This window comes from Delftia sp. WSY_22, assembly GCF_043104185.1.
Lineage (GTDB): Bacteria > Pseudomonadota > Gammaproteobacteria > Burkholderiales > Burkholderiaceae_C > Comamonas > Comamonas tsuruhatensis.
Genome location: NZ_JBICKN010000057.1, coordinates 195,503 through 216,462 on the forward strand (window position 1 = coordinate 195,503; position 20,960 = coordinate 216,462).

General features: G+C 67.4%; 16 protein-coding genes. 9 read left to right on the forward strand and 7 right to left on the reverse strand.

Going from position 1 to position 20,960, the window contains the following annotated elements; genetic code table 11:
* Positions 1-10: 10 nt before the first annotated feature.
* Positions 11-1,843 carry a TRAP transporter large permease subunit gene (locus tag ACF8NF_RS24900; RefSeq protein ID WP_016448927.1) on the forward strand — a complete coding sequence of 611 codons (1,833 nt, stop codon included), beginning with the start codon at positions 11-13 and terminating at the stop codon, positions 1,841-1,843.
* Positions 1,844-1,993: 150 nt separating this feature from the next.
* On the opposite strand, the gene ACF8NF_RS24905 is transcribed toward ACF8NF_RS24900, so the two are convergent.
* The 5 genes from ACF8NF_RS24905 to xseB all read right to left on the reverse strand — a co-directional run bounded on the left by ACF8NF_RS24905 (position 1,994) and on the right by xseB (position 7,896).
* Entirely contained in the window at positions 1,994-3,073 is a 1,080-nt protein-coding gene (locus ACF8NF_RS24905) for a TRAP transporter substrate-binding protein (RefSeq protein ID WP_016448928.1), read from the reverse strand.
* Positions 3,074-3,269: 196 nt separating this feature from the next.
* Complete coding sequence (locus tag ACF8NF_RS24910) at positions 3,270-4,352, reverse strand: TRAP transporter substrate-binding protein (RefSeq protein ID WP_016452489.1); 1,083 nt, start codon at positions 4,350-4,352, stop codon at positions 3,270-3,272.
* A 264-nt stretch (positions 4,353-4,616) separates the two neighbouring features.
* Positions 4,617-6,497: a 1-deoxy-D-xylulose-5-phosphate synthase gene (gene dxs, locus ACF8NF_RS24915; protein ID WP_017405740.1), complete on the reverse strand. Its 1,881-nt coding sequence runs from the start codon at positions 6,495-6,497 to the stop codon at positions 4,617-4,619.
* A gap of 203 nt (positions 6,498-6,700) precedes the next feature.
* Entirely contained in the window at positions 6,701-7,651 is a 951-nt protein-coding gene (locus ACF8NF_RS24920; RefSeq protein ID WP_016452491.1) for a polyprenyl synthetase family protein, read from the reverse strand.
* Between the two features lie 8 nt (positions 7,652-7,659).
* Entirely contained in the window at positions 7,660-7,896 is a 237-nt protein-coding gene (xseB, locus tag ACF8NF_RS24925; protein WP_016448932.1) for an exodeoxyribonuclease VII small subunit, read from the reverse strand.
* Between the two features lie 340 nt (positions 7,897-8,236).
* On the opposite strand from xseB, the gene ACF8NF_RS24930 reads away from it, so the two are divergent.
* The 5 genes from ACF8NF_RS24930 (at position 8,237) to flhC (ending at position 12,823) form a co-directional block, all read left to right on the forward strand.
* The gene (locus tag ACF8NF_RS24930; RefSeq protein WP_016448933.1) at positions 8,237-9,376 is read left to right on the forward strand and encodes an aromatic ring-hydroxylating dioxygenase subunit alpha; all 1,140 of its coding nucleotides are present in this window, start codon (positions 8,237-8,239) and stop codon (positions 9,374-9,376) included.
* A 323-nt stretch (positions 9,377-9,699) separates the two neighbouring features.
* Entirely contained in the window at positions 9,700-10,605 is a 906-nt protein-coding gene (locus tag ACF8NF_RS24935; protein ID WP_016452492.1) for a DMT family transporter, read from the forward strand.
* Between the two features lie 93 nt (positions 10,606-10,698).
* Complete coding sequence (locus tag ACF8NF_RS24940; protein WP_343740285.1) at positions 10,699-11,607, forward strand: sulfurtransferase; 909 nt, start codon at positions 10,699-10,701, stop codon at positions 11,605-11,607.
* Between the two features lie 319 nt (positions 11,608-11,926).
* Complete coding sequence (flhD, locus tag ACF8NF_RS24945) at positions 11,927-12,253, forward strand: flagellar transcriptional regulator FlhD (RefSeq protein WP_012204159.1); 327 nt, start codon at positions 11,927-11,929, stop codon at positions 12,251-12,253.
* Between the two features lie 27 nt (positions 12,254-12,280).
* Positions 12,281-12,823, forward strand: coding sequence for a flagellar transcriptional regulator FlhC (flhC, locus tag ACF8NF_RS24950; protein ID WP_016448936.1), 543 nt, complete (start codon positions 12,281-12,283; stop codon positions 12,821-12,823).
* Positions 12,824-12,859: 36 nt separating this feature from the next.
* Here flhC and ACF8NF_RS24955 read toward each other — a convergent pair whose 3' ends face one another.
* Entirely contained in the window at positions 12,860-14,968 is a 2,109-nt protein-coding gene (locus tag ACF8NF_RS24955) for an EAL domain-containing protein (RefSeq protein WP_016448937.1), read from the reverse strand.
* Positions 14,969-15,094: 126 nt separating this feature from the next.
* Positions 15,095-17,944, reverse strand: a complete 2,850-nt coding sequence (ppc, locus tag ACF8NF_RS24960; RefSeq protein WP_017406380.1) for a phosphoenolpyruvate carboxylase — start codon at positions 17,942-17,944, stop codon at positions 15,095-15,097.
* A gap of 112 nt (positions 17,945-18,056) precedes the next feature.
* Here ppc and hemC point away from each other — a divergent pair, with 112 nt between their 5' ends.
* The 3 genes from hemC to ACF8NF_RS24975 are packed head-to-tail and all read left to right on the forward strand — an operon-like array spanning position 18,057 to position 20,957.
* The gene (gene hemC, locus ACF8NF_RS24965; protein WP_392451485.1) at positions 18,057-18,995 is read left to right on the forward strand and encodes a hydroxymethylbilane synthase; all 939 of its coding nucleotides are present in this window, start codon (positions 18,057-18,059) and stop codon (positions 18,993-18,995) included.
* A gap of 13 nt (positions 18,996-19,008) precedes the next feature.
* Positions 19,009-19,818, forward strand: coding sequence for a uroporphyrinogen-III synthase (locus ACF8NF_RS24970; RefSeq protein ID WP_034365390.1), 810 nt, complete (start codon positions 19,009-19,011; stop codon positions 19,816-19,818).
* Positions 19,815-20,957: a uroporphyrinogen-III C-methyltransferase gene (locus ACF8NF_RS24975; protein ID WP_034399587.1), complete on the forward strand. Its 1,143-nt coding sequence runs from the start codon at positions 19,815-19,817 to the stop codon at positions 20,955-20,957. The genes ACF8NF_RS24970 and ACF8NF_RS24975 overlap by 4 nt, the downstream gene beginning before the upstream one ends.
* Positions 20,958-20,960: the final 3 nt, after the last annotated feature.

Consider the following 20,960-nt stretch of genomic DNA (forward strand, 5'->3'; position numbering starts at 1 on the left):
AACAGACATCATGGAATTCGTGATCCACAACCTGGCCCCGATCATGTTCGCGGGGCTGATACTTTTCCTGCTCGTGGGTTTTCCCGTGGCATTCAGCCTGGGCGCCTGCGGACTGTTCTTCGCCTTTGTCGGCATCGAACTGGGCGTGCTGCCCGAAGCCCTGCTGCAGGCCCTTCCGCTGCGCATCTTCGGCATCATGCAGAACGAGACGATGCTGGCCATACCGTTCTTCACCCTCATGGGGCTGATACTGGAGCGAAGCGGCATGGCCGAGGACCTGCTGGAGACCGTGGGCCAGCTCTTCGGCCCCGTGCGCGGCGGCGTGGCCTTTGCGGTGATCTTCGTGGGCGCGCTGCTGGCGGCGACCACGGGCGTGGTCGCGGCATCGGTGATCTCCATGGGCCTGATCTCCCTGCCCATCATGATGCGCTACGGCTATGACCGCCGGGTCGCCTCGGGCGTGATCGCGGCCTCGGGCACGCTGGCGCAGATCATTCCGCCGTCCCTGGTGCTGATCGTGCTGGCCGACCAGCTGGGCCGCAGCGTGGGCGACATGTACAAGGGCGCCTTCCTGCCTGGCCTGATGCTGACGGGCTTCTATGCGCTGTTCATCGTCGTGCTGGCCATCTTCAAGCCCGCCATGGTGCCCGCCCTGCCGCCCGAGGCGCGCACGCTGCGCGAGCCCAATGGCAACTCCGGCCTGCCCTCCACCCTGGTGCTGACGGTGCTGTGCGTGGCCGCCTCGATGGTGGTCGCCCAGTACATGCCCCAGCTGCACACCTGGTGGTCCGGCGATGTGGTGGAGAAGGTCGCTCTGGACGAGACCATCGTGGTGTCCATGTGCTTCGGCGTGGCGCTGGCCTTCATCGCCGCCATGTTCAACAAGCTCACGGGCCTGCACCTGCTCAGCCGCATGGCCGAGCGCGTGACCTTCGTGCTGATCCCGCCGCTGCTGCTGATCTTCCTGGTGCTGGGCACCATCTTCCTGGGCGTGGCAACCCCCACCGAAGGCGGCGCCATGGGCGCGCTGGGCGCGGCCGTCATGGCCTTCGTGCGCGGCCGGCTGAGCATGGACCTGCTCAAGCAGGCGCTGATGTCCACCACCAAGCTGTCGTGCTTCGTGATGTTCATCCTGATCGGCGCGACCATGTTCGGCCTGACCTTCCAGGGCGTGGACGGCCCCAAGTGGGTGGAGGAACTGCTGGTGTCCCTGCCCGGCGGCGAGATCGGCTTCCTGATCGTGGTCAACATCATGATCTTCGTGCTGGCCTTCTTCCTGGACTTCTTCGAGCTGTCCTTCATCGTCGTGCCGCTGCTGGCCCCCGTGGCCGACAAGCTGGGCATCGACCTGGTCTGGTTCGGCGTGCTGCTGGCCGTGAACATGCAGACCTCGTTCATGCACCCGCCCTTCGGCTTCGCGCTGTTCTTCCTGCGCAGCGTGGCCCCGGCCAAGGCCTACGTGGACAAGGTCACCAAGAAGATGACCGAGCCCGTGACCACCATGCAGATCTATGCGGGCGCCATCCCCTTCCTGCTGATCCAGCTGGTCATGGTGGCCCTGATCATCATCTTCCCCGGCATCGTCTCCAGCGGGCTGGACAAGAAGGTGGAGTACGACCTGGACAAGGTGCGCCAGGAGATGGAGGCATCCATGCCCGAGGCCATCGACTTCAACGACCCCATGTTCAACGGCGACGGCGCGAACCAGCCCCCCGCACCCGAGGGCACCCCTGGCGAGCCCTCGGCCCCGGCGGGCGGTGAGGACGATGCGCTCAAGGCGCTGCAGGACCAGCTGCAGCGCGAGCAGCCGGCCACGCCGGGCGAGAGCAAGTCCGGCAGCTGATCGCAGGCTCCCTCAAGGACAGCAAAGGCCCCGCAACCGCGGGGCCTTTTTTCGTTCGGACCCCGGCGTGCGCCGGTCCCCTGCGCGCATGAAAAAAGCCGGGCAGTGCCCGGCTTTCTTTCGCGCATGACGCCCGAGGGCGCCGCGACTTCACAGCTTCTGCGCCGACATGAAGGCGTCGTAGCGCGCCTCGGCGAAGCGGAACCACAGCACCTCGTCGCGCTGGAAGTTGCGGTAGTCGCTGTAGATCTTCTTCCATGCAGGGTTTTTCTCGGCCAGCTCCGCATAGACCGCCATGGTGGTCTTGTAGGAGGCATCGAGCACGGTCTGCGGGAAGGCCAGCACCTTGGCCTTGCTGGCCACCAGTTGCTTGAGCGCGCCTGGATTGCGCGCGTCGTAGCGGGCCTGGGTGACCACATGGGCCTCGTGCGAGGCGGCCTGCACCATGGCGCGCTGCTCGGGCGTCAGCGCGGCCAGCGCCTTCTGGTTCACGTAGAACTCGAGGTTCAGGCTGCCTTCCCACCAGCCGGGGTAGTAGTAGAACGGCGCGACCTTGTTGAAGCCCAGCTTGAGGTCGTCATAGGGGCCGATCCATTCGGCCGCATCGATGGTGCCCTTTTCCAGCGCCTGGTAGATTTCGCCACCCGGGATGTTCTGGGGCACGCCGCCCATGCGCTCGATGATCCGGCCCGCGAAGCCGCCGATGCGGAACTTCAGGCCCTTGATGTCCTCGGTCGTCTTGACCTCCTTGCGGAACCAGCCCCCCATCTGGGCGCCGGTGTTGCCGCCCAGGAAGTTGACGATGCCGTATTCGGCATAGAACTCGCGCATCAGCTTGCCGCCGTTGCCGTCCACGTTCCAGGCCGTGAGCTGGCGCGAGTTCATGCCGAACGGAATGGCGCCGCCGATGGCAAAGGCCTCGTTCTTGCCGAAGAAGTAGTAGGGCGCCGTGTGCGCGATCTCCACCGTGCCGTTTTGCACGCCATCGACCACGCCGAAGGCGGGCATCAGCTCGCCGGCCGCATGCACCGACACCTCGAACTTGCCGCCCGACATTTCCTTGATCGCCTTGGAAAACACCTCGGCAGAGCCGTAGATGGTGTCCAGCGAACGCGGAAAGCTGGACGCCAGGCGCCAGCGCACCGCCGCCTGCGCATGAACGGCTGGCGCCGCTGCGGCAGTCAATACGCCGGCCAGACCGGCGTGCTTGAGTGCTTTTCTTCTGTCCATCTCTGTCTCCTCCTGATTCGCTCTGCTTGAGAGCATTCAAAAAAGGCCGGACTGCTCTTGGCAGCTCGGCCCACATACATCATCGGAACAAAAAAGCCCGCCGTCCCCGCTGCATTTCGCAGAGGGGACGCGGGCTTGGCCTGCAGGCGTGGAAGGCATGGACCGTCCTTGTGCGTGCTGCTGGCTGCAGACCTGCTTACAGCTTGGCCGTGGTCATGTAGCTGTTGTAGCGGAACTCCGAGAAGCGCTCCCACAGCAGCTGGTCGCGCTGGAAGGTGCGCAGGCTCTGGTTGATCTTCTTGAACATGGGCGACTTGGCGTCATGCTCGGCCATGATCTCCATGACGGCCTTGTAGCCGGCATCCATGAAGTCCTTGGGGAAGGCCTTGAGCTGGGTCTTGTCGGCCACCAGCTTCTTGAGCGCCACGGGGTTGTTGGCGTCGTACTTGGCCGTCATGTCGCGTGCCGCCACGTTGCAGGCCGCATCGACCATGGCCTTGTACTCGGGCGACAGGGCCGCATACGCCTTGGTGTTGATGAAGAACTCCAGCTCGGCGCCGCCTTCCCACCAGCCGGGGTAGTAGTAGTAGGGAGCGACCTTGTTGAAGCCCAGCTTCTGGTCGTCGTACGGACCCACGAATTCCACGGCATCCAGCGTGCCCTTTTCAAGCGCCTGGTAGACCTCGCCCACAGGCATGTTCTGCGCGACCACGCCGAGCTTGAGCATGGCGTCGCCGAACAGGCCGCCGCCCAGGCGCATCTTCAGGCCCTTGAGATCGGCCACCGACTTGATCTCCTTGCGGAACCAGCCGCCCATCTGGGTGCCCGTGTTGCCTGCGCTCTGGCTCTTGATGTTGTACTGGGCATAGAACTCGTCCATGAGCTTGCGGCCGCCGCCGTGCTCCATCCATGCATCCATCTGGCGCGCCGTCAGGCCGAAAGGCACGGCGCAGCCGAAGGCGAAGATGTAGTCCTTGCCGGTGAAGTAGTAGGGCGCCGTCAGCGCCATCTCGATGGTGCCGTTCTGGATGCCATCGACCACGCCGAAGGCGGGCATCAGCTCACCGGCCGCATGCACCGAGACTTCGAACTTGCCGCCCGACATCGCCTTGAGCGTCTTGGAGAACATTTCGGCCGAGCCGAAGATGGTGTCCAGCGACTTGGGAAAGCTCGCGGCCAGACGCCAGCGGACCGCCTCCTGGGCGTGGACTGCGGGTGCGGCTCCCACAGCCAGCACGCCGGCGATTCCCGCATGTTTGATGATCGAACGACGGTCCATGAATGTCTCTCCGCGATGTGTTGTCAGTCAGAAAAAGCCACCACCACCCCTTGCTGCGCAAGGTCCGCTGCCCCTCCGAGGGGCCGCTTCTGCCTTGGGGGCCCGGCGGCAAAAAAAACGCACGTTCGCACGTGCATTCACACTGTATCAGGTGGTATCGATTCTAAAAACGCCGCAAAGCAAGCGCGGACGGGGTTTTCCCCCGCGTAGTCCTGCTCGGCATGCGCGATGCGCCCCATCGCGGGGCACAGGCCCGTCCCATCTTCAGGCCACGGCGCGCTCGGGCGCCAGGTGGGCGCGCACCGACGCCTCGATGCCGGCCGCGTCCAGCCCCTGCAGGGCCAGCAGCCTGGCGGGATCGCCGTGCTCGATGAACTCGTCGGGCAGGCCCAGCTGCAGCAGCTGTCGCGTGATGCCGGCAGCCTGCAGCGACTCGGCCACGGCGCTGCCTGCGCCACCCATGATGCAGCCCTCTTCCACGGTGACGATGAGCTCGTGCGTGGAGGCCACCTGGCGCAGCAGTTCCTCGTCCAGCGGCTTGGCCCAGCGCATGTTGACCACGGTGGCGTCCAGCGCCTCGGCTGCGGTCAGCGCGGGATACAGCAAGGTGCCGAAGGCCAGGATGGCGACCTTCTTCGCCGCCGATTCGCGGCGCACCTCGCCCTTGCCGAAGGGCAGCCCCTGCAGGCTCTCCAGCGGGGCCACGCCCACGCCCGCCCCACGCGGGTAGCGCACGGCCACAGGATGGTCCTGCTCGTAGGCCGTGGTGAGCAGTTGGCGGCATTCGCGCTCGTCGGCCGGGCAGGCCATGCTCATGTGGGGGACGCAGCGCACGAAGGCGATGTCGTAGGCACCGGCATGCGTGGCGCCGTCGGCGCCGACCAGGCCCGCACGGTCCAGCGCAAAGACCACGGGCAGTTTTTGCAGCGCCACGTCATGGATCAGCTGGTCGTAGGCGCGCTGCAGGAAGGTCGAGTAGATGGCGACCACGGGCTTGAGCCCCTCGCAGGCCATGCCGGCCGCGAAGGTGACGGCATGCTGCTCGGCAATGCCCACGTCGTAGTAGCGGCCCGGAAAGCGCTTGTGGAATTCCACCATGCCCGAGCCCTCGCGCATGGCGGGGGTGATGCCCACCAGGCGCTGGTCCTTGTCCGCCATGTCGCACAGCCACTGGCCGAAGACCTGGGTGAAGGTCTGCTTCGGGGGCGTGGCCGGCTTGACCAGGCCCACGCTGGGGTCGAACTTGCCGGGGCCGTGGTAGGCCACGGGGTCGGCCTCGGCCAGCTTGTAGCCCTGGCCCTTCTTCGTGACCACATGCAGGAACTGCGGGCCCTTGAGGCTCTTGATGTTCTCCAGCGTGGGGATCAGCGAGTCCAGGTCATGCCCGTCGATGGGGCCGATGTAGTTGAAGCCGAAGTTCTCGAACAGCGTGGCCGGCACGACCATGCCCTTGGCCTGCTGCTCCAGCCGCTTGGCCAGCTCCAGAAGCGGCGGCACCTGCTTGAGCACGCTCTTGCCCATGTCGCGCGCCTTGGCGTAGAACTGCCCGCTCATGAGCTGGGCCAGGTAGCGGTTGAGCGCGCCCACGGGCGGGCTGATGCTCATGTCGTTGTCGTTGAGGATGACCAGCAGGTTGGCATCGGTCACGCCGGCGTTGTTCAGCGCCTCGAAGGCCATGCCGGCCGTCATGGCGCCGTCGCCGATGACGGCGATGGCGCGGCGGTCCTCGCCCTTTTGCTTGGCGGCCAGGGCCATGCCCAGGGCGGCCGAGATGCTGGTGGAGGAGTGGGCCGTGCCGAAGGTGTCGTACTCGCTCTCGGCGCGCTGCGGAAAGCCCGACAGGCCGCCGAACTGGCGCAGCGACGCCATGCGCTCGCGCCGGCCCGTGAGGATCTTGTGCGGATAGGTCTGGTGGCCCACGTCCCAGACCACGCGGTCGTAGGGCGTGTCGAACACCGCATGCAGCGCCACCGTCAGCTCCACCGTGCCCAGGTTGGAACTCAGATGCCCGCCGGTCTTGGAGACGCTGTCGAGCACATAGGCACGCAGCTGCTGGGCCAGGGTCTTGAGTTCGGCACGCGACAGACGCCTCAGATCCGCGGGATCGTCGATGGTCTGCAGCAGGGAGTAGGTGTTCGTGGTCATGCTAGATATCTTGATGGCCGCAAGACCATCGCCCATATTTTCGTATCAGTTGCCTGTGGCATCGAACGCCACCCTTGCAAGTAGCGCGCCCCCACCAAGGGACACCGAGCAAGGGCCGCCCCGCAGCGAGGGTGTCGTCCCCCTCCCCCGCGAAGCGGGTAGAGAGGGGGAAGGCGCGAAGCGACTCAGGGGGTGCTTCATTGTCAGTGAGTGCGGCTCACGACCATGTCGGCCAGTGCCGCCAGGGCCCGCGTGTCCGGCAGGCCGCTGCGCGCCAGCGCCGCGTGCGCCAGGGCGCACAGCTCGTCGGCATGGGCGCGGGCCTGGTCCAGGCCCAGCAGCGAGACATAGGTCGGCTTGTCGTTGGCCGCGTCCTTGCCGGCCGTCTTGCCCAGGGTGGCCGAGTCGGCCACCACGTCGAGGATGTCATCCACCACCTGGAAGGCCACGCCCAGCGCCTGCCCGTAGTCGGACAGCGCCTGCCAGGCCTGGGCATCCACGCCCTCCTTGCAGGCTGCGCCCATGAGCACGCTGGCATGCAGCAGGGCGCCGGTCTTGAGGCGGTGCATCTCGCGCAGTTGGGCCTCGCTCAGCTGCAGGCCCACGCTGGCCAGGTCGATGGCCTGGCCACCGGCCATGCCCTGCGCGCCTGCGGCACGGCCCAGCAGCCGGCACAGCCGTGCCTGCAGCGCATCGGGCATGCCGTCAGCCTCGTCGGGCGCGGGCACGAGCAGCTCGAAGGCCAGCGCCTGCAGCGCGTCGCCGGCCAGCAGGGCCGAGGCCTCGCCGAACTGCACATGGACCGTTGGCTTGCCACGGCGCAGCACGTCGTTGTCCATGCAGGGCATGTCGTCGTGCACCAGCGAATAGGCATGGATCAGTTCCACGGCGCAGCCGGCACGCACGGCGGCCGACGGCAGGCCGGCCACGGCCTCGGCCGCAGCCCAGACCAGCAGCGGGCGCAGGCGCTTGCCGCCATCGAGCACGGCGTATCGCATGGCTTCGCCCAGGCCGGCCGGCGCATCCACGCCCACCCATTGGGACAGCGCGCTTTCGGTGCGCGCCAGGCGGTCGTTCATCCAGCAGGGAAAATCCAGCGCGCCAAGGCCCGGCGCCTGGGAAACATCGGAAGCGGAAGTCATCAGGGCACTCATGGCAATCTTCAATCCTGGCTCCAAGGGGCCAGGGTCCCCTCGTCAAGCACCTTGACCTGCTCCTGCACCGCGTCGAGCTGGCCACGGCAGTAGCCGAGCAGCTGCGCCGCGCGCTGGTAGCCGGCCAGCATCTGCTCCAGAGGCAGCTGGCCCGACTCGATCTGCGCGATGAGCTGCTCCAGCTCCTGCAGCGCGGATTCGTAACTGGTGGGCTCGGCGGGAGCCTTGGGGGCAGCCTTGGGCATGTGGCGTTGGCAGTGCGTTGTGGGGAACCGACGATTCTAGGCGTCCCTCCGCGACCGCGCCGCCAATAACCGGACAGCCCTTGACAGGCGCCATCGGCCGCTTGCAATACACGTACCGGGCATCCGGAAATAACCCCACGGGCTATAATCCCATTCCCCGCCAAACCGGCCCCTTGCCTAGGCATGCGGTCGGGCTCACCGACAAGACAGGACGCCTCGGGCGCCGCTTGTTTTCAAGTCGTGAAGCCTGTCTCCATGTCCAGGAACGGCCGGTTTTGCTTTTTCCAATCCCGTGCGCACGCGCACCCTCCCTGTGGGGAGTCTTTAGGTCAGGTCACCCATGTCTGATTTAAGTCTTCAACTGCAGCAGGCCGCAAGCCAACTACCAGTTTCCAGCTACTTCGACCCTGCGCTGTTCCAGCGTGAGTTGGAGACCATCTTTCAACGCGGCCCGCGCTACGTGGGCCATCAACTGGCCGTTCCCGAGATAGGCGACTACTACGCCCTGCCCCAGGAAAAGGAAGGCCGTGCGCTGGTGCGCAACGCCAGGGGGCAGGTGGAGCTGATCTCCAACGTCTGCCGCCACCGCCAGGCCGTGATGCTCAAGGGCAGGGGCAACCTGATGACCGAAGGCAAGGGCCATGCGGGGGGCAACATCGTCTGCCCGCTGCACCGCTGGACCTACAGCACCAGCGGCGAGCTGCTGGGCGCACCGCACTTCAGCCACGATCCCTGCCTGAACCTGAACAACTACCGGCTGCGCGAGTGGAACGGCCTGCTGTTCGAGGACAACGGCCGCGACATCGAGGCCGACCTCGCCGGCATGAAGCTGCGCGAGCAGCTGAGCTTCGAGGGCTTCGTTCTCGACCATGTCGAGATGCACGAGTGCAACTACAACTGGAAGACCTTCATCGAGGTCTACCTCGAGGACTACCACGTGGGCCCGTTCCATCCGGGCCTGGGCAACTTCGTGACCTGCGATGACCTGCAGTGGGAGTTTTCCAGGGAGTACTCGGTGCAGACCGTGGGCGTGGCGCCCGGCTTTGCCCGGCCCGGCTCGGACACCTACAGGAAGTGGCACGACGTGCTGCTGGCCTACCGCAACGGCGAGCTGCCCGAACGCGGAGCGATCTGGCTGACCTACTACCCGCACATCATGGTGGAGTGGTATCCGCACGTGCTCACGGTCTCGACCCTGCACCCGCTGGCCGTGGACCGGACACTGAACGTGGTCGAGTTCTACTACCCCGAAGAGATCGCCGCCTTCGAGCCCGAATTCGTGCAGGCGCAAAAGGCCGCCTACATGGAGACCTGCATCGAGGACGACGAGATCGGCGAGCGCATGGACGCCGGCCGCAGGGCGCTGTACGAGCGCGGCGACAACGAGGTCGGCCCCTACCAGAGCCCCATGGAAGACGGCATGCAGCACTTCCATGAGTGGTATCGCGGCGTGATGGGCGACGCAGTCCCCGCACGCTGATCGGCTCCGGCTCTTCCGACGGCCCGCATTCGTGCGGGCCGTCTGCATTGGGCCTCCTGCATCGGGCCGCCTTCATCGAGCGGCAGGCCCGCCGCACAGCTCTTCTGAATGCAAGCGCCCTGGTGTGCCCAATGGGCAGGGCTGGCGACTGCAATGCATCCCGAGGCAGATCCAATGTCTTGGCTTATGCAATACAGTGCCTTGCGCGTGCCCCTGCCGCGGCCCCGGGCCGTAGACAGCCAGGCGGCATGCGCCAAAAACAAAACCCAACCCTTTTCTCGTCCAGCGCCGCGGTCCTTGTGCGGCTCTATCCGGTCATTAATATGCAAGCCCTGTGGATGGTGGCGGCCGCATTCGTCTTTGCGGTCATGAGTGTGTGTGTGAAGTTCGCCTCCCAGGATTTCAACGCGGCGGAGATCGTCTTCTACCGCGGGCTGGTCAGCATGGTGGCGCTGTGGTGGCTGGCGCGCCACCAGGGCATTTCGCTGGCCACGCGCTACCCGCGCGAGCATGCCTGGCGCAGCTTCGTGGGCGTGACTTCCATGGGCGCCTGGTTCTACTCCATCGGCCACCTGCCGCTGGCCACGGCCGCCACCTTCAACTCCATGAGCAGCATCTGGATGGCGGTGTTTCTGATCGGCCAGGGCCTGCTGCTGCGCCACCAGCTGCGCCGCCAGCCCGAATCGCATGCGCTGCGCGCACTGCCGCCGTTTCCCTGGAGCCTGGTCGCCACCGTGGCCCTGGGCTTCGTGGGCGTGATCCTGGTGCTGCGCCCCAGCGCGGCGCCGCAGGAATTCGTGGCCAGCGCGGGCGGCCTGATCGGCGGGGTGTTCGCCGCCATGGCCTATATGCAGGTGGCCACGCTGTCGCGCATGGGCGAGCCCGAGGCGCGCGTGGTCTTCTACTTCGCACTGGGCTCGGCCGTGGCCGGCGCCCTGGCCATGTGCTTCACGGGCGTGTCCGCCTGGCCGGGCTGGCGCGCGCTGTGGCTGCTGCCCGTGGGCGTGCTGGCTGCCGTGGCCCAGGTCTGCATGACGGCGGCCTACGCTTCGGCCGGCAACAGCCGCAATACCCTGGTGGTGGCCAATCTGCAGTACTCGGGCATCGTCTTTGCCGCCCTGCTGAGCCTGGCGCTGTTCGGCGAAAGCGTGCCGCTGATCGGCTGGGCCGGCATCGTGCTGATAGTGGCCAGCGGCGCACTGGCCACGGCCCTGCGTTCACGCGGCTGACGGCGACGGCCCGCCTGGGGCCGTCGCATAATGGATCGGACCTTTTGCCGCAGGCGCACCGCCGCCTGCGCTGGCTTTCGGAGTTCCGCATCCATGACATCCAACACCTCCTCCTACCAGACCCTGATCTCCGTCCAGGAACTGGCCGTGCTGCAGTCCGGCGGCCGTCCGCTGATGGTCTTTGACTGCAGCTTCGACCTGGCCCAACCCACGGCCGGCAAGGCGCAGTACCTGCAGGCGCATATTCCCGGCGCCGTCTTCGCCGACCTGGACCATGACCTCAGCGCAAAACACGGCGTGCCCGGCGCACATGGCAGCGTGGCGGCCAGCGAGCAGGCCGCCTCGGGCGGCCGCCACCCGCTGCCCAGCCGCGAGCTGTTTGCCATGTGGCTGTCGGAGATCGGTTTTTCCAACGACATGCAGGCCGTGGTCTATGACCGCAACGGCGCCAACTACTGCGGGCGCCTGTGGTGGATGCTGCAATGGGCCGGCCATGGCGATGTGGCCGTGCTCGACGGAGGTCTCCAGGCCTGGCAGGCCGCAGGCCAGCCCGTGGCATCGGGCGAGGAAAGCGCGCGCTTTCAGTCCAACTTCGAGCTGCACGAGCCGCTGCAGCAGCTGGTGACGGCACAGCAGGTGCTCGATGCGCTGGGCAGCGCCGGCCAGACCGTGGTCGATGCGCGCGCGCCGGCACGCTATCGCGGCGAAGTCGAGCCGCTGGACCCCGTGGCCGGCCATATCCCGGGCGCACTGAACAGGCCCTTCACCGAAAACATTGCGGCCGACGGCCGCTTCAAGCCCGCCGCCCTGCTGCGCGCCGAGTTCGACCGGCTGCTGGCCGGCCGCGATCCGGCCAGCGTGGTCCACCAGTGCGGCAGCGGCGTGAGCGCCCTGCCCAATCTGCTGGCCATGCGCATTGCAGGACTGCCGCCGGCACGGCTTTTCGCGGGCAGCTGGAGCGAGTGGTGCAGTGACCCGAAGAGGCCGGTGGAGCGCGGCTAATTCGGCTTATGCCCGCCCCTGGGAGGCTGCACAATGACAGCACTGTGTCAAAAGGCCGACATGCAACAACACCACTGCAGCGGCCTGCTCCCAGGCCCCCGGACGGCAGAGGCCGGGCGAAATCGAGTCATCCAAACCTTGCTACAGGTGTAAGGTAAATCTTACAAACGCCGTCTCACAACCAGACATCCGGCGCAGACCTGCCCCGACTTCAACGGCCAGGGACCCTCCTCCACAATCCATCCCAACAGATCGCAACAGGTTGAACATCTTGTTTCTACCCCGGTGTTGCGGCTGCCGAGATGCAAAGGATGGTCCTATGAACAATGAACAGCTGCTTGCCGAAATCCGCGAAGCCAACCTCACTTACCTGATGCTGGCCCAGACCCTGATCCGCCAGGACAAGGCGGAAGCGGTGTTCCGCCTGGGACTGAACGAAGAATCCTGCGACCTGTTGGCCGCGCTGTCGGCAGCCCAGGTGCTGAAGCTGGCCTCGCGCAATACCCTGCTCGCCAGCTTCCGCGTGGACGACGAAATGGTCTGGAGCTTGCTGACCAACCACAGCAGCAACAAGATCGGCAACGGTGCAACCAATACGCTGCACGCCAACATCCTGATGGCCAGCCGCGTTTCCGAAGTCCTCTGATCCGCCCGAAGAACTCTGGAGCCCGCCATGTCCACCGCCGTCAAAAGTGTCCTGAACGAGTCCAAGCAGATCGAGCGTGCCGCCATGCTCATCGAGATGGGTGCACGCATGCAGGTGCTCGAATCCGAGACCACGCTGTCCTACGAGCGCCTGATCCGCCTGTACAAGGAGATCGCCGGCAAGTCGCCTTCCAAGGGCCAGCTGCCGTTCTCGACCGACTGGTTCCTGACCTGGCAGGAGAACATCCACAGTTCGCTGTTCCTGAATATCTACGAATACCTGTCCAAGGGCGCCGAGCTGGATGCCGTTGAACAACTGACCAAGGCCTACCGTCTCTATACCGAGCAGATCCAGGCCGCCGAGCTGGAGGCGCTGCTGTCCTTCACACGCGCATGGCGCCTGGTGAAGTTTGTCGATGCGCAGATGCTGACCCGCACCCAGTGCTCCGTGTGCAAGGGCCAGTTCGTGACCGAGCCCTACGAGAACGAGCGCCACTACCAGTGCGGCCTGTGCAATCCGCCCGCACGCGCCGGCAAGAGCAAGAGCGCCGGCTCCCTGATGCTGCATTGAGCCCCTGCATCGCCGCAGCGATGCACCAGCACGGATTCAGACCGTCTCGCCGCCTGCCCTGGCGGCGCAGTCGCTGGCGAACTGCGGCAACTGCTCTCCCGGCAGGGCCCGGCTGAAGTACCAGCCCTGCACCAGCAGCTCGCCCTCGAAGCCCAGGGCCTGCAGCTGCGCCTGGGTCTCCACGCCTTCGGCCACCACGTTCAGCTGCAGCGCCTCGCAAAAGCGCAGCAGGCCGTCCAGCACCAGCGCGCCCTTGGCATGACCGCTGGCCACGACGAAGCTGCGGTCGATCTTGATGGCATCCACGTCGAACTGGTGCAGGTAGCTCATGGACGAGAAACCGGTGCCGAAGTCGTCTATGGCCACCTTGGCGCCCAGCGCGTGGATCTGGCCTATGGCCTTGCGGATCGCCTCCACATCGCCCACCAGCGCTTCCTCCGTGATCTCCACGCCCACCTGGCCCCTGGCCTGCGCCAGCAGCATCAGCAGACGCGAGCAGTACTCGGGCGATGTCAGCGTGGCGCCCGTGACATTGATGCTGATCGGCAGGGAAAAACCGTGCTGGCGCCACAGCCGGCATTGGCGCACGGCAGCGCCCGCCACCCACAGATCGACCTCGCGCATCAGGCCGGCATCACCCAGCCAGCGCAGAAAGCCGCCGGGCTGCTGCAGCCTGCCCTGCGAATCGTGGGCGCGCAACAGGGCCTCGCAGCCCAGACACAAGCCGCTGCGGTGCGAGACCTGGGGCTGGAATTCCAGGTGGAATTCGTACTCGCTGATGCGGCGGATATGGGACAGCATGGTCTCGCGCCGGGCCTGGGTCTCGTGCGCCAGCACCAGCGGATCGCGCGTGACCAGGCCTGCCTCCTCGGGCAGCCGGGAGAACGTGGTGTCCAGCGCGCGCAGCACGATGGCGCCATCGTCCTGGCCCAGCCGGTCGATGGAGCGCACATAAGGCGCATAGACCAGCGCCCCCAACACCGTCAGCGCCAGTTGCAGCACCACGGCGCCCATGTCGCCGCCCGTGCTCACGTAGGCATTGAAGACCACGGGCGCGGTCAGGGGCAGCACCATCGAGGCCGGAGCCACCCAGCCGGCCTGCACCACCGTGACGGCCACGACCAGGTTGATGGCGGGCACCGCCAGAAAAGGCACGAGCAGGCGCAGGTTCAGGATGACCGGCAGGCCGAACAGCAGGATCTCGTTGACGTTGAGCAGGGAGATGGGCAGCGCGGCCAGCGCCAGCATGCGCAGGCCGCGCCCCTTGCAAAACAGCAGCACGGCCAGCGCCAGTGACAGCGTGGCCCCCGAGCCGCCGATGAAGACGAAGGACCCCATCAGGCCGCCGTTGAGCGCCCAGGGCGCCACCAGCCCCTTGGCCACGGCGGCGGCGTTGGCCAGCACGGCCTGGTCCAGCACCTGGAAGAAGGGTTGCATGGCGTAGTAGCCCTGCACGCCAAAGAACCAGAGCACGGAATTGAGCAGCGTCAGCGTCAACCCGCTGCGATAGGGGCTCTCGGGGGTGGCGATGGCCAGCGGCAGTTCGGCCTGGGTGATATCGGGCAGCACCTGCTGCAGGCCCAGCAGCAGCACCACCAGCAGCAGCGCGACGATGGAGCCGGGCACGACCAGGTTCATCACCTCGCGTACGTTCTCGCCCACAAAGCCCGTGCGCGCAATGCGCGTCCAGCGCATGGCGCTGAGCCTGGCCATCAGCGGCACGGTGATCAGGGGCGAGGCTATGGCGATGAACAGCACTAGCGTGGCGGCCGCGCGCGGATGCTCGCGCAGCAGGAAGATGGCCATCTGCACATGGGCAAAGCACAGAAAGGTCACCGGCAGGCGCGGCAGCCTGTGGCGTATGGAGAGCATGTAGCCGATGGAGGCGGCCACCAGCAGCGGCAGGATGCTGCCGATCTGCGCATGCAGGCCCGCAAGAAGCTGCACCACGGGCTCGGGCTGGCCGGACATCTGCGCCAGCGCCGACAGTATGAGAAACAGGGCCGAGACCAGCAGGCATGGGACCAGCCAGAGCAGGCCTTCGCGTATGGCCCGCATGGAGTTGGCACCGGCCAGCCTGGCCAGGCGCTGCGTCAGGAACAGTTGCATGTCCGGGAACCCCGGCCATGGCGTCTTGTTGCCCATAAGCTCCCACCCTTCACTTCCCGGCAGGAGTCATGCGCCCCTGTCCGAAGCACATCCTACACGGCGGCCGGCCGGCGCCCTGCGCATCGCGGCGCGAGGGGCCTCCCGGCCCGCTCGCGCCCTCGATCAGCCCGTATTGCGCACGCCGGCCGCAATGCCATTGATCGACAGGTGGATGCCGGTCTTGATGCGCTCATCGGTCTGGCCGCCGCGCCAGCGGCGCACCAGCTCCACCTGCAGATGGTGCAGCGGATCGATGTAGGGAAAGCGATGGCGTATGGAGCGCGCCAGCGCCTCGTTGTGGGCCAGGCGCTGCTTGTCGCCCGTGATGCGCGCCAGCGCATCGACGGTGCTGTGCCACTCGGCCTCGATGGCGCTGAAGATGCGGCGGCGCAGGCGTGCGTCCGGCACCAGGTCGGCATAGCGCGAGGCCAGGTTCAGGTCGCTCTTGGCCAGCACCATATCCATGTTGGACAGCAGGGTGCGGAAGAACGGCCACTGGCGGTACATCTTCTGCAGCAGGGCCAGCTGGGCCTTGCCATCCTTGCCCGGCTGCCCGATGAAGGCCTGCACCGCCGCGCCGAAGCCGTACCAGCCCGGCAGCGTGAGCCGGCACTGGCCCCAGCTGAAGCCCCAGGGAATGGCGCGCAGGTCCTCGATCTTCTGCGAGGGCTTGCGCGAAGCCGGGCGCGATCCGATGTTCAGCTCGGCAATCTCGCGGATGGGCGTGCTGCTGAAGAAGTAGCTGGTGAAGCCGGGAGTCTCGTACACCAGGGCGCGGTAGGCACCCATGCTGGCCTCGGACAGAAACGCCGCCGCGTCCAGGAAGGCGCGCGTGGCCGGCTTGGTCGGCTGCAGCAGCGTGGCCTCCAGCGTGGCGGCCACCAGGGTCTCCAGGTTGCGCCGGCCGATCTCGGGGTTGGCGTACTTGGAGGCGATGACCTCGCCCTGCTCGGTCAGCCGGATCTGGCCGCGCACGGTGCCCGGGGGCTGCGCCAGGATGGCCTGGTAGCTGGGGCCGCCGCCACGGCCCACCGTGCCGCCGCGGCCATGGAACATGCGCAGGCTGATGCCATGGCTGTCGGCCAGATCATCGAACAGCTCGACCAGCGAGATCTCGGCGCGGTACAGCTCCCAGTTGCTGGTGAAGATGCCGCCATCCTTGTTGCTGTCGCTGTAGCCCAGCATGATGTCCTGCTCGCCGCCGCTGCGCTGCACCATGGCCGCCACGCCGGGCAGCTGGAAGTAGCGCCGCATGATGGGCGCGGCGCTGCGCAGGTCGCCGATGGTCTCGAACAGCGGCACGACGATCACGTCGCAGACGGCGCCGTCGTCCAGCGTGCCGCGCAGCAGCCCGGCCTCCTTTTGCAGCAGCAGCACTTCCAGCAGGTCGCTGACCGACTCGGTGTGGCTGATGATGCAGTGGCGTATCGCCTCGGCGCCCAGGGTCGCGCGCAGGCGGCGCGCGGCCTCGAAGATGGCCAGTTCACCGCGCGCATGCTCGGAATAGTCGGCGCCCACCACGCGCAGCGGCCGCGCCTCTTCCAGCAGGCGCACCAGCAGGGCGCACTTGGCGTCTTCCTGCAGGCCCGAATAGTCGGGCTCCAGGCGCGCGGTGGCCAGCAGCTCGGCCACCACCTCCTCATGCTTGTCCGAACTTTGGCGCAGATCCACGGTGGCCAGGTGGAAGCCGAAAACCTGCACGGCGCGCATCAGCGGACGCAGGCGCTGGGGCGCCAGCACCTCGCCATGGTTGCGGCTGAGCGAGTCGTCGATGACGCGCAGGTCGGCCAGGAACTCCTCGGGCGAGGCATAGGCGTTCTGCGGCGCCACGGCATGGCGCGCGGCCTCGCCGCCGGTCAGCACCTTGAGCGTGGCGGCCAGGCGCGCGTAGATGCCGGTGAGCGCGCGGCGGTAGGGTTCGTCGGAGCGGTGCTCGTTGGTGTCGGGCGAGCGCTCTGCCAGCGCCTGCATCTCGGGCGTGACATCGGCCAGGCGCTGGGACAGCGACAGCTCGCCGCCCAGGTAGTGCACCTCGCGCAGATAGTGGCGCAGCGCCACGTCGGCCTGGCGCGACAGCGCCAGCTCCAGGCTCTGGGCCGTGACATTGGGGTTGCCGTCGCGGTCGCCGCCGATCCAGTGGCCCATGCGCAGGAAGCTGTGCACGGGCAGGGTGTTGCCCAGCTCCTGCTCCAGTTGCGCATACAGCTTGGGAATCTCGCGCAAGAAGGTGGCTTCGTAGTAGGACAGCGCGTTTTCGATCTCGTCGGCCACGGTGAGCTTGGAGTAGCGCAGCAGGCGTGTCTGCCACAGCTGGCTGACGCGGGCGCGCAGCTGGGCCTCGTTGCGTTCAAGTTCGCGCGGGGTGAGCGCGTCCTTGGCGCTGTTGTACAGCTGGGCGCGGGCCACGATGTCCTCGCGCGCGGCCAGCAGTTGGGAGATGTCGCGCTCGGCCACCAGGATGCTCTGGCGCTGCACTTCCGTGGGGTGGGCCGTGAGCACGGGCGCCACATAGCTCCTGGCCAGCGTCTGCGCCACGGTGCCGGCCGAGATGCCGGCCCAGCGCAGCCGCGCCAGCGCCACTTCGATGCTGCCTTCCTGCGTGTTACCCGCGCGCTCGTGCACGGCGCGGCGGCGGATGTGGTGGCGGTCCTCGGCCAGGTTGGCCAGATGGCTGAAATAGGTGAAGGCGCGGATCACGCTCACCGTCTGGTCCGTGGTCAGGCCCTTGAGCAGGCGCTTGAGCGCGCGGTCGGCGGTCTCGTCGGCATCGCGGCGGAAGGTCACCGACAGCTGGCGCACCTGCTCGATCAGCTCGAAGGCCGCCACGCCTTCCTGCTCGCGGATCACATCGCCCAGAATGCGCCCCAGCAGGCGTATGTCCTCGATCAGCGGCAGGTCCTTGTCCGTCTTGCGGACAGGCTTGTCATCACGCCTGTCATCTCGCGCATTGCTCTTGCGGGGGGCGGTGGCCATCAACGAATCTCCTGGAATCGGTCAGCGTATCGGTTTGCTTGGGCTTCGGTCCTGGTGCCGGGTTTACTGCGGCGCAGCATGCTAGCATCCCGCGCTCCCCCCGAGGCTCCTGATGAATACCAAACCACTGATCCCCCACTCCATCGTGATCGCCACGCGCGAGAGCCAGCTGGCACTGTGGCAGGCCGAGCATGTCCAGGCACTGCTGCGCGCCCGGGGGCATGAAGTGGAATTGCTGGGCATGACCACCAAGGGCGACCAGATCCTGGACCGCACGCTGTCCAAGGTGGGCGGCAAGGGCCTGTTCGTCAAGGAGCTGGAAGTGGCGCTGGAAGAAGGACGCGCCCACATCGCCGTGCACTCGCTCAAGGACGTGCCCATGGAGCTGCCCGAAGGCTTTGTGCTGGCCTGCGTGATGGAACGCGAAGACCCGCGCGACGCTTTTGTCTCCAATCGCTACGCCGCGCTGGCCGAGCTGCCGCAGGGCGCCGTCGTCGGCACATCGAGCCTGCGCCGCCAGGCACTGCTGCAGGCCCTGCGCCCCGACCTGAAGATAGAGCCGCTGCGCGGCAACGTGAACACCCGCCTGCGCAAGCTGGACGAAGGCCACTACGACGCCATCGTGCTGGCCGCCGCAGGCCTGATGCGCCTGGGCCTGGCCGACCGCATCCGCGCCAGGTTCGAGCCCGCCGGCATGCTGCCGGCCGCAGGCCAGGGCGCGCTGGGCATCGAGGTGCGCGCCGACCGCCAGGACCTGATCGACGCCCTGGCCCCGCTGGCCCACCAGACCACCTGGCTGACCGTGACCGCCGAGCGCGCCGTCAGCCGCTGCATGGGCGGCAGCTGCTCCATGCCGCTGGCGGCGCACGGCACCTTCGACGGCCAGCAACTGCGCCTGGACGCAGCCTGGGGAGACCCGGAAGGCCGGCTGCCGCTGGTGCAGGTGCACGCCGATGCCACCGTCACCGACTTCGCCAGTGCCGACGCACTGGGCCAGCACGTGGCTGCGCTGCTGCAGGCGGCGGGCGCCCAGCCGGTCCCCAAGCTCTAGACGGCACGCCCACATGCCACCGCGCATACTCGTCACCCGCCCGGCCCATGACGCGGCCGCGTGGGTGGATGCGCTGCAGGCCCGGGGCCTTCCGGCCCAGCCGCTGGCGCTGATGGCCATAGGCCCCTGCCGCGATGCGGCCACGCAACAGGCCTTGCAGGCCGCCCGCAACGCGCTGCGCGAAGGCCCGGGCTACCGCGCCGTGATGTTCGTCAGCGGCAACGCCGTCCAGCATTTCTTCGGCACCGACCCCGCACGGCTTCCGGCCTCCACCCGCGCCTGGACGCCCGGCCCCGGCACCGCCCAGGCGCTGCTGGCCCTGGGCATTGCGCCAGCACAGATCGACGGCCCGCCACCGGACGCCGCCCAGTTCGAATCCGAAACGCTATGGCAGCGCGTGCATGACCAGATCCATGCGGGCGACCGCGTGCTCATCGTGCGTGGCGACAGCCAGGCAGGAGCGCCCAGGACCGTGCCGGCCACGGCAGGCGCCGGCCGCGATTGGCTGGCCGCCCGACTGCGCGAGGCAGGTGCCCAGGTCGAAATGCTGGCCGTGTACCAGCGCGAACTGCCTGCCTGGGATGCAGCCCAGACGGCACTGGCACGCCTGGCGGCCGAAGATGGCACGCTGTGGCTGCTCAGCAGCGCCGAATCCGTTGCCAACCTGCAACAGCTCCTGCCGGGCCAATCGTGGCAAAAAGCGCGAGCGCTCGCTACGCACGAGCGAATCGCTGCCCAGGCAAGACACATGGGATTCGGAGATGTCAAGCAATGCCGGCCCGCTCTGGAGGACGTGGTTGCGTCGATAGAATCGTCGCCATGAGTTCCGACGCAGCGCAAGACCGCCCCACCCCGCAGGACCTAACGCCCGCATCCTCCGCAGCAGCCTTCGCAGCCGGCTCCGCCCAAAGCAGCCCCGCTGCAGACCTGCGCGGCGGCTCCTCGGCCCTGGTCTACGGCGTGGGCGCCGTGGCCGTCGCGGCGCTCATTGCCTGCGGCATGCTGTGGCAGCGCCTGGGCAATATCCAGGAACAGCTGGCGCGCCAGTCCGCGCAGTCCGGCTCCCAGTCGGTCGAAGCCCGCACCCTGGCGCGCGATGCCCAGGACCTGGCCCGCGATAGCGCGGCGCGCACCTCGGTCATGGAGGCGCGCATTGCCGAGCTGTCTCTGCAGCGCACCCAGCTCGACGAACTCCTGCAAAGCATGTCGCGCTCGCGCGACGAAAACCTGGTGGTGGACATCGAATCGTCCATCCGCCTGGCACAGCAGCAGGCCGAGCTGTCCGGCAGCCTGCAGCCGCTGGTGGCCACGCTCAAGAACGCCCGCCAGCGCATTGAACGCGCCGCCCAGCCCCGGCTGGCCCCGGTCATGCGCGCGCTGGACCGCGACCTGGAACGGCTGGCCCGCATGAGCGTGACCGACACCGCCGGCCTGCTCACGCGCATCGAGGACCTGGTGCGCCTGGTCGACGAAATGCCCCTGCTCAACGCCGTGGCCCAGCCCCGCGCCAGCCGCCATCGCGGCGTGGCCGGCCAGGCGGCCCGCCAGCCCGAGCCCGCCCCCATCGAGGGCAGCCCCACCGAATGGCGCTGGTGGCAATCCTGGGGCGAGCGCGGCTGGACGGCCGTGCGCGAAGAAGCCCAGGACCTGCTGCGCGTCAGCCGCATAGACCACCCGGACGCCATCCTGCTGGCGCCGGAACAGGCCTATTTCCTGCGCGAGAACCTCAAGCTCAAGCTGCTGAACTCGCGCCTGGCCCTGCTGTCGCGCCAGTGGGATGCGGCGCGGGCCGACCTGGCAGCTTCCGGGATGGCCGTGAACAAGTACTTTGATCCTGCCGCGCGGCGCACCCAGATCGTGCAGGCCCAGTTGCAACAGATCCAGGCCAATCTGCGCACCACCGAACAGCCGGCGTTGCAAGAAACCCTGGCGGCGCTGGCAACAGCCGCCGCAGGCCGCTGAGCA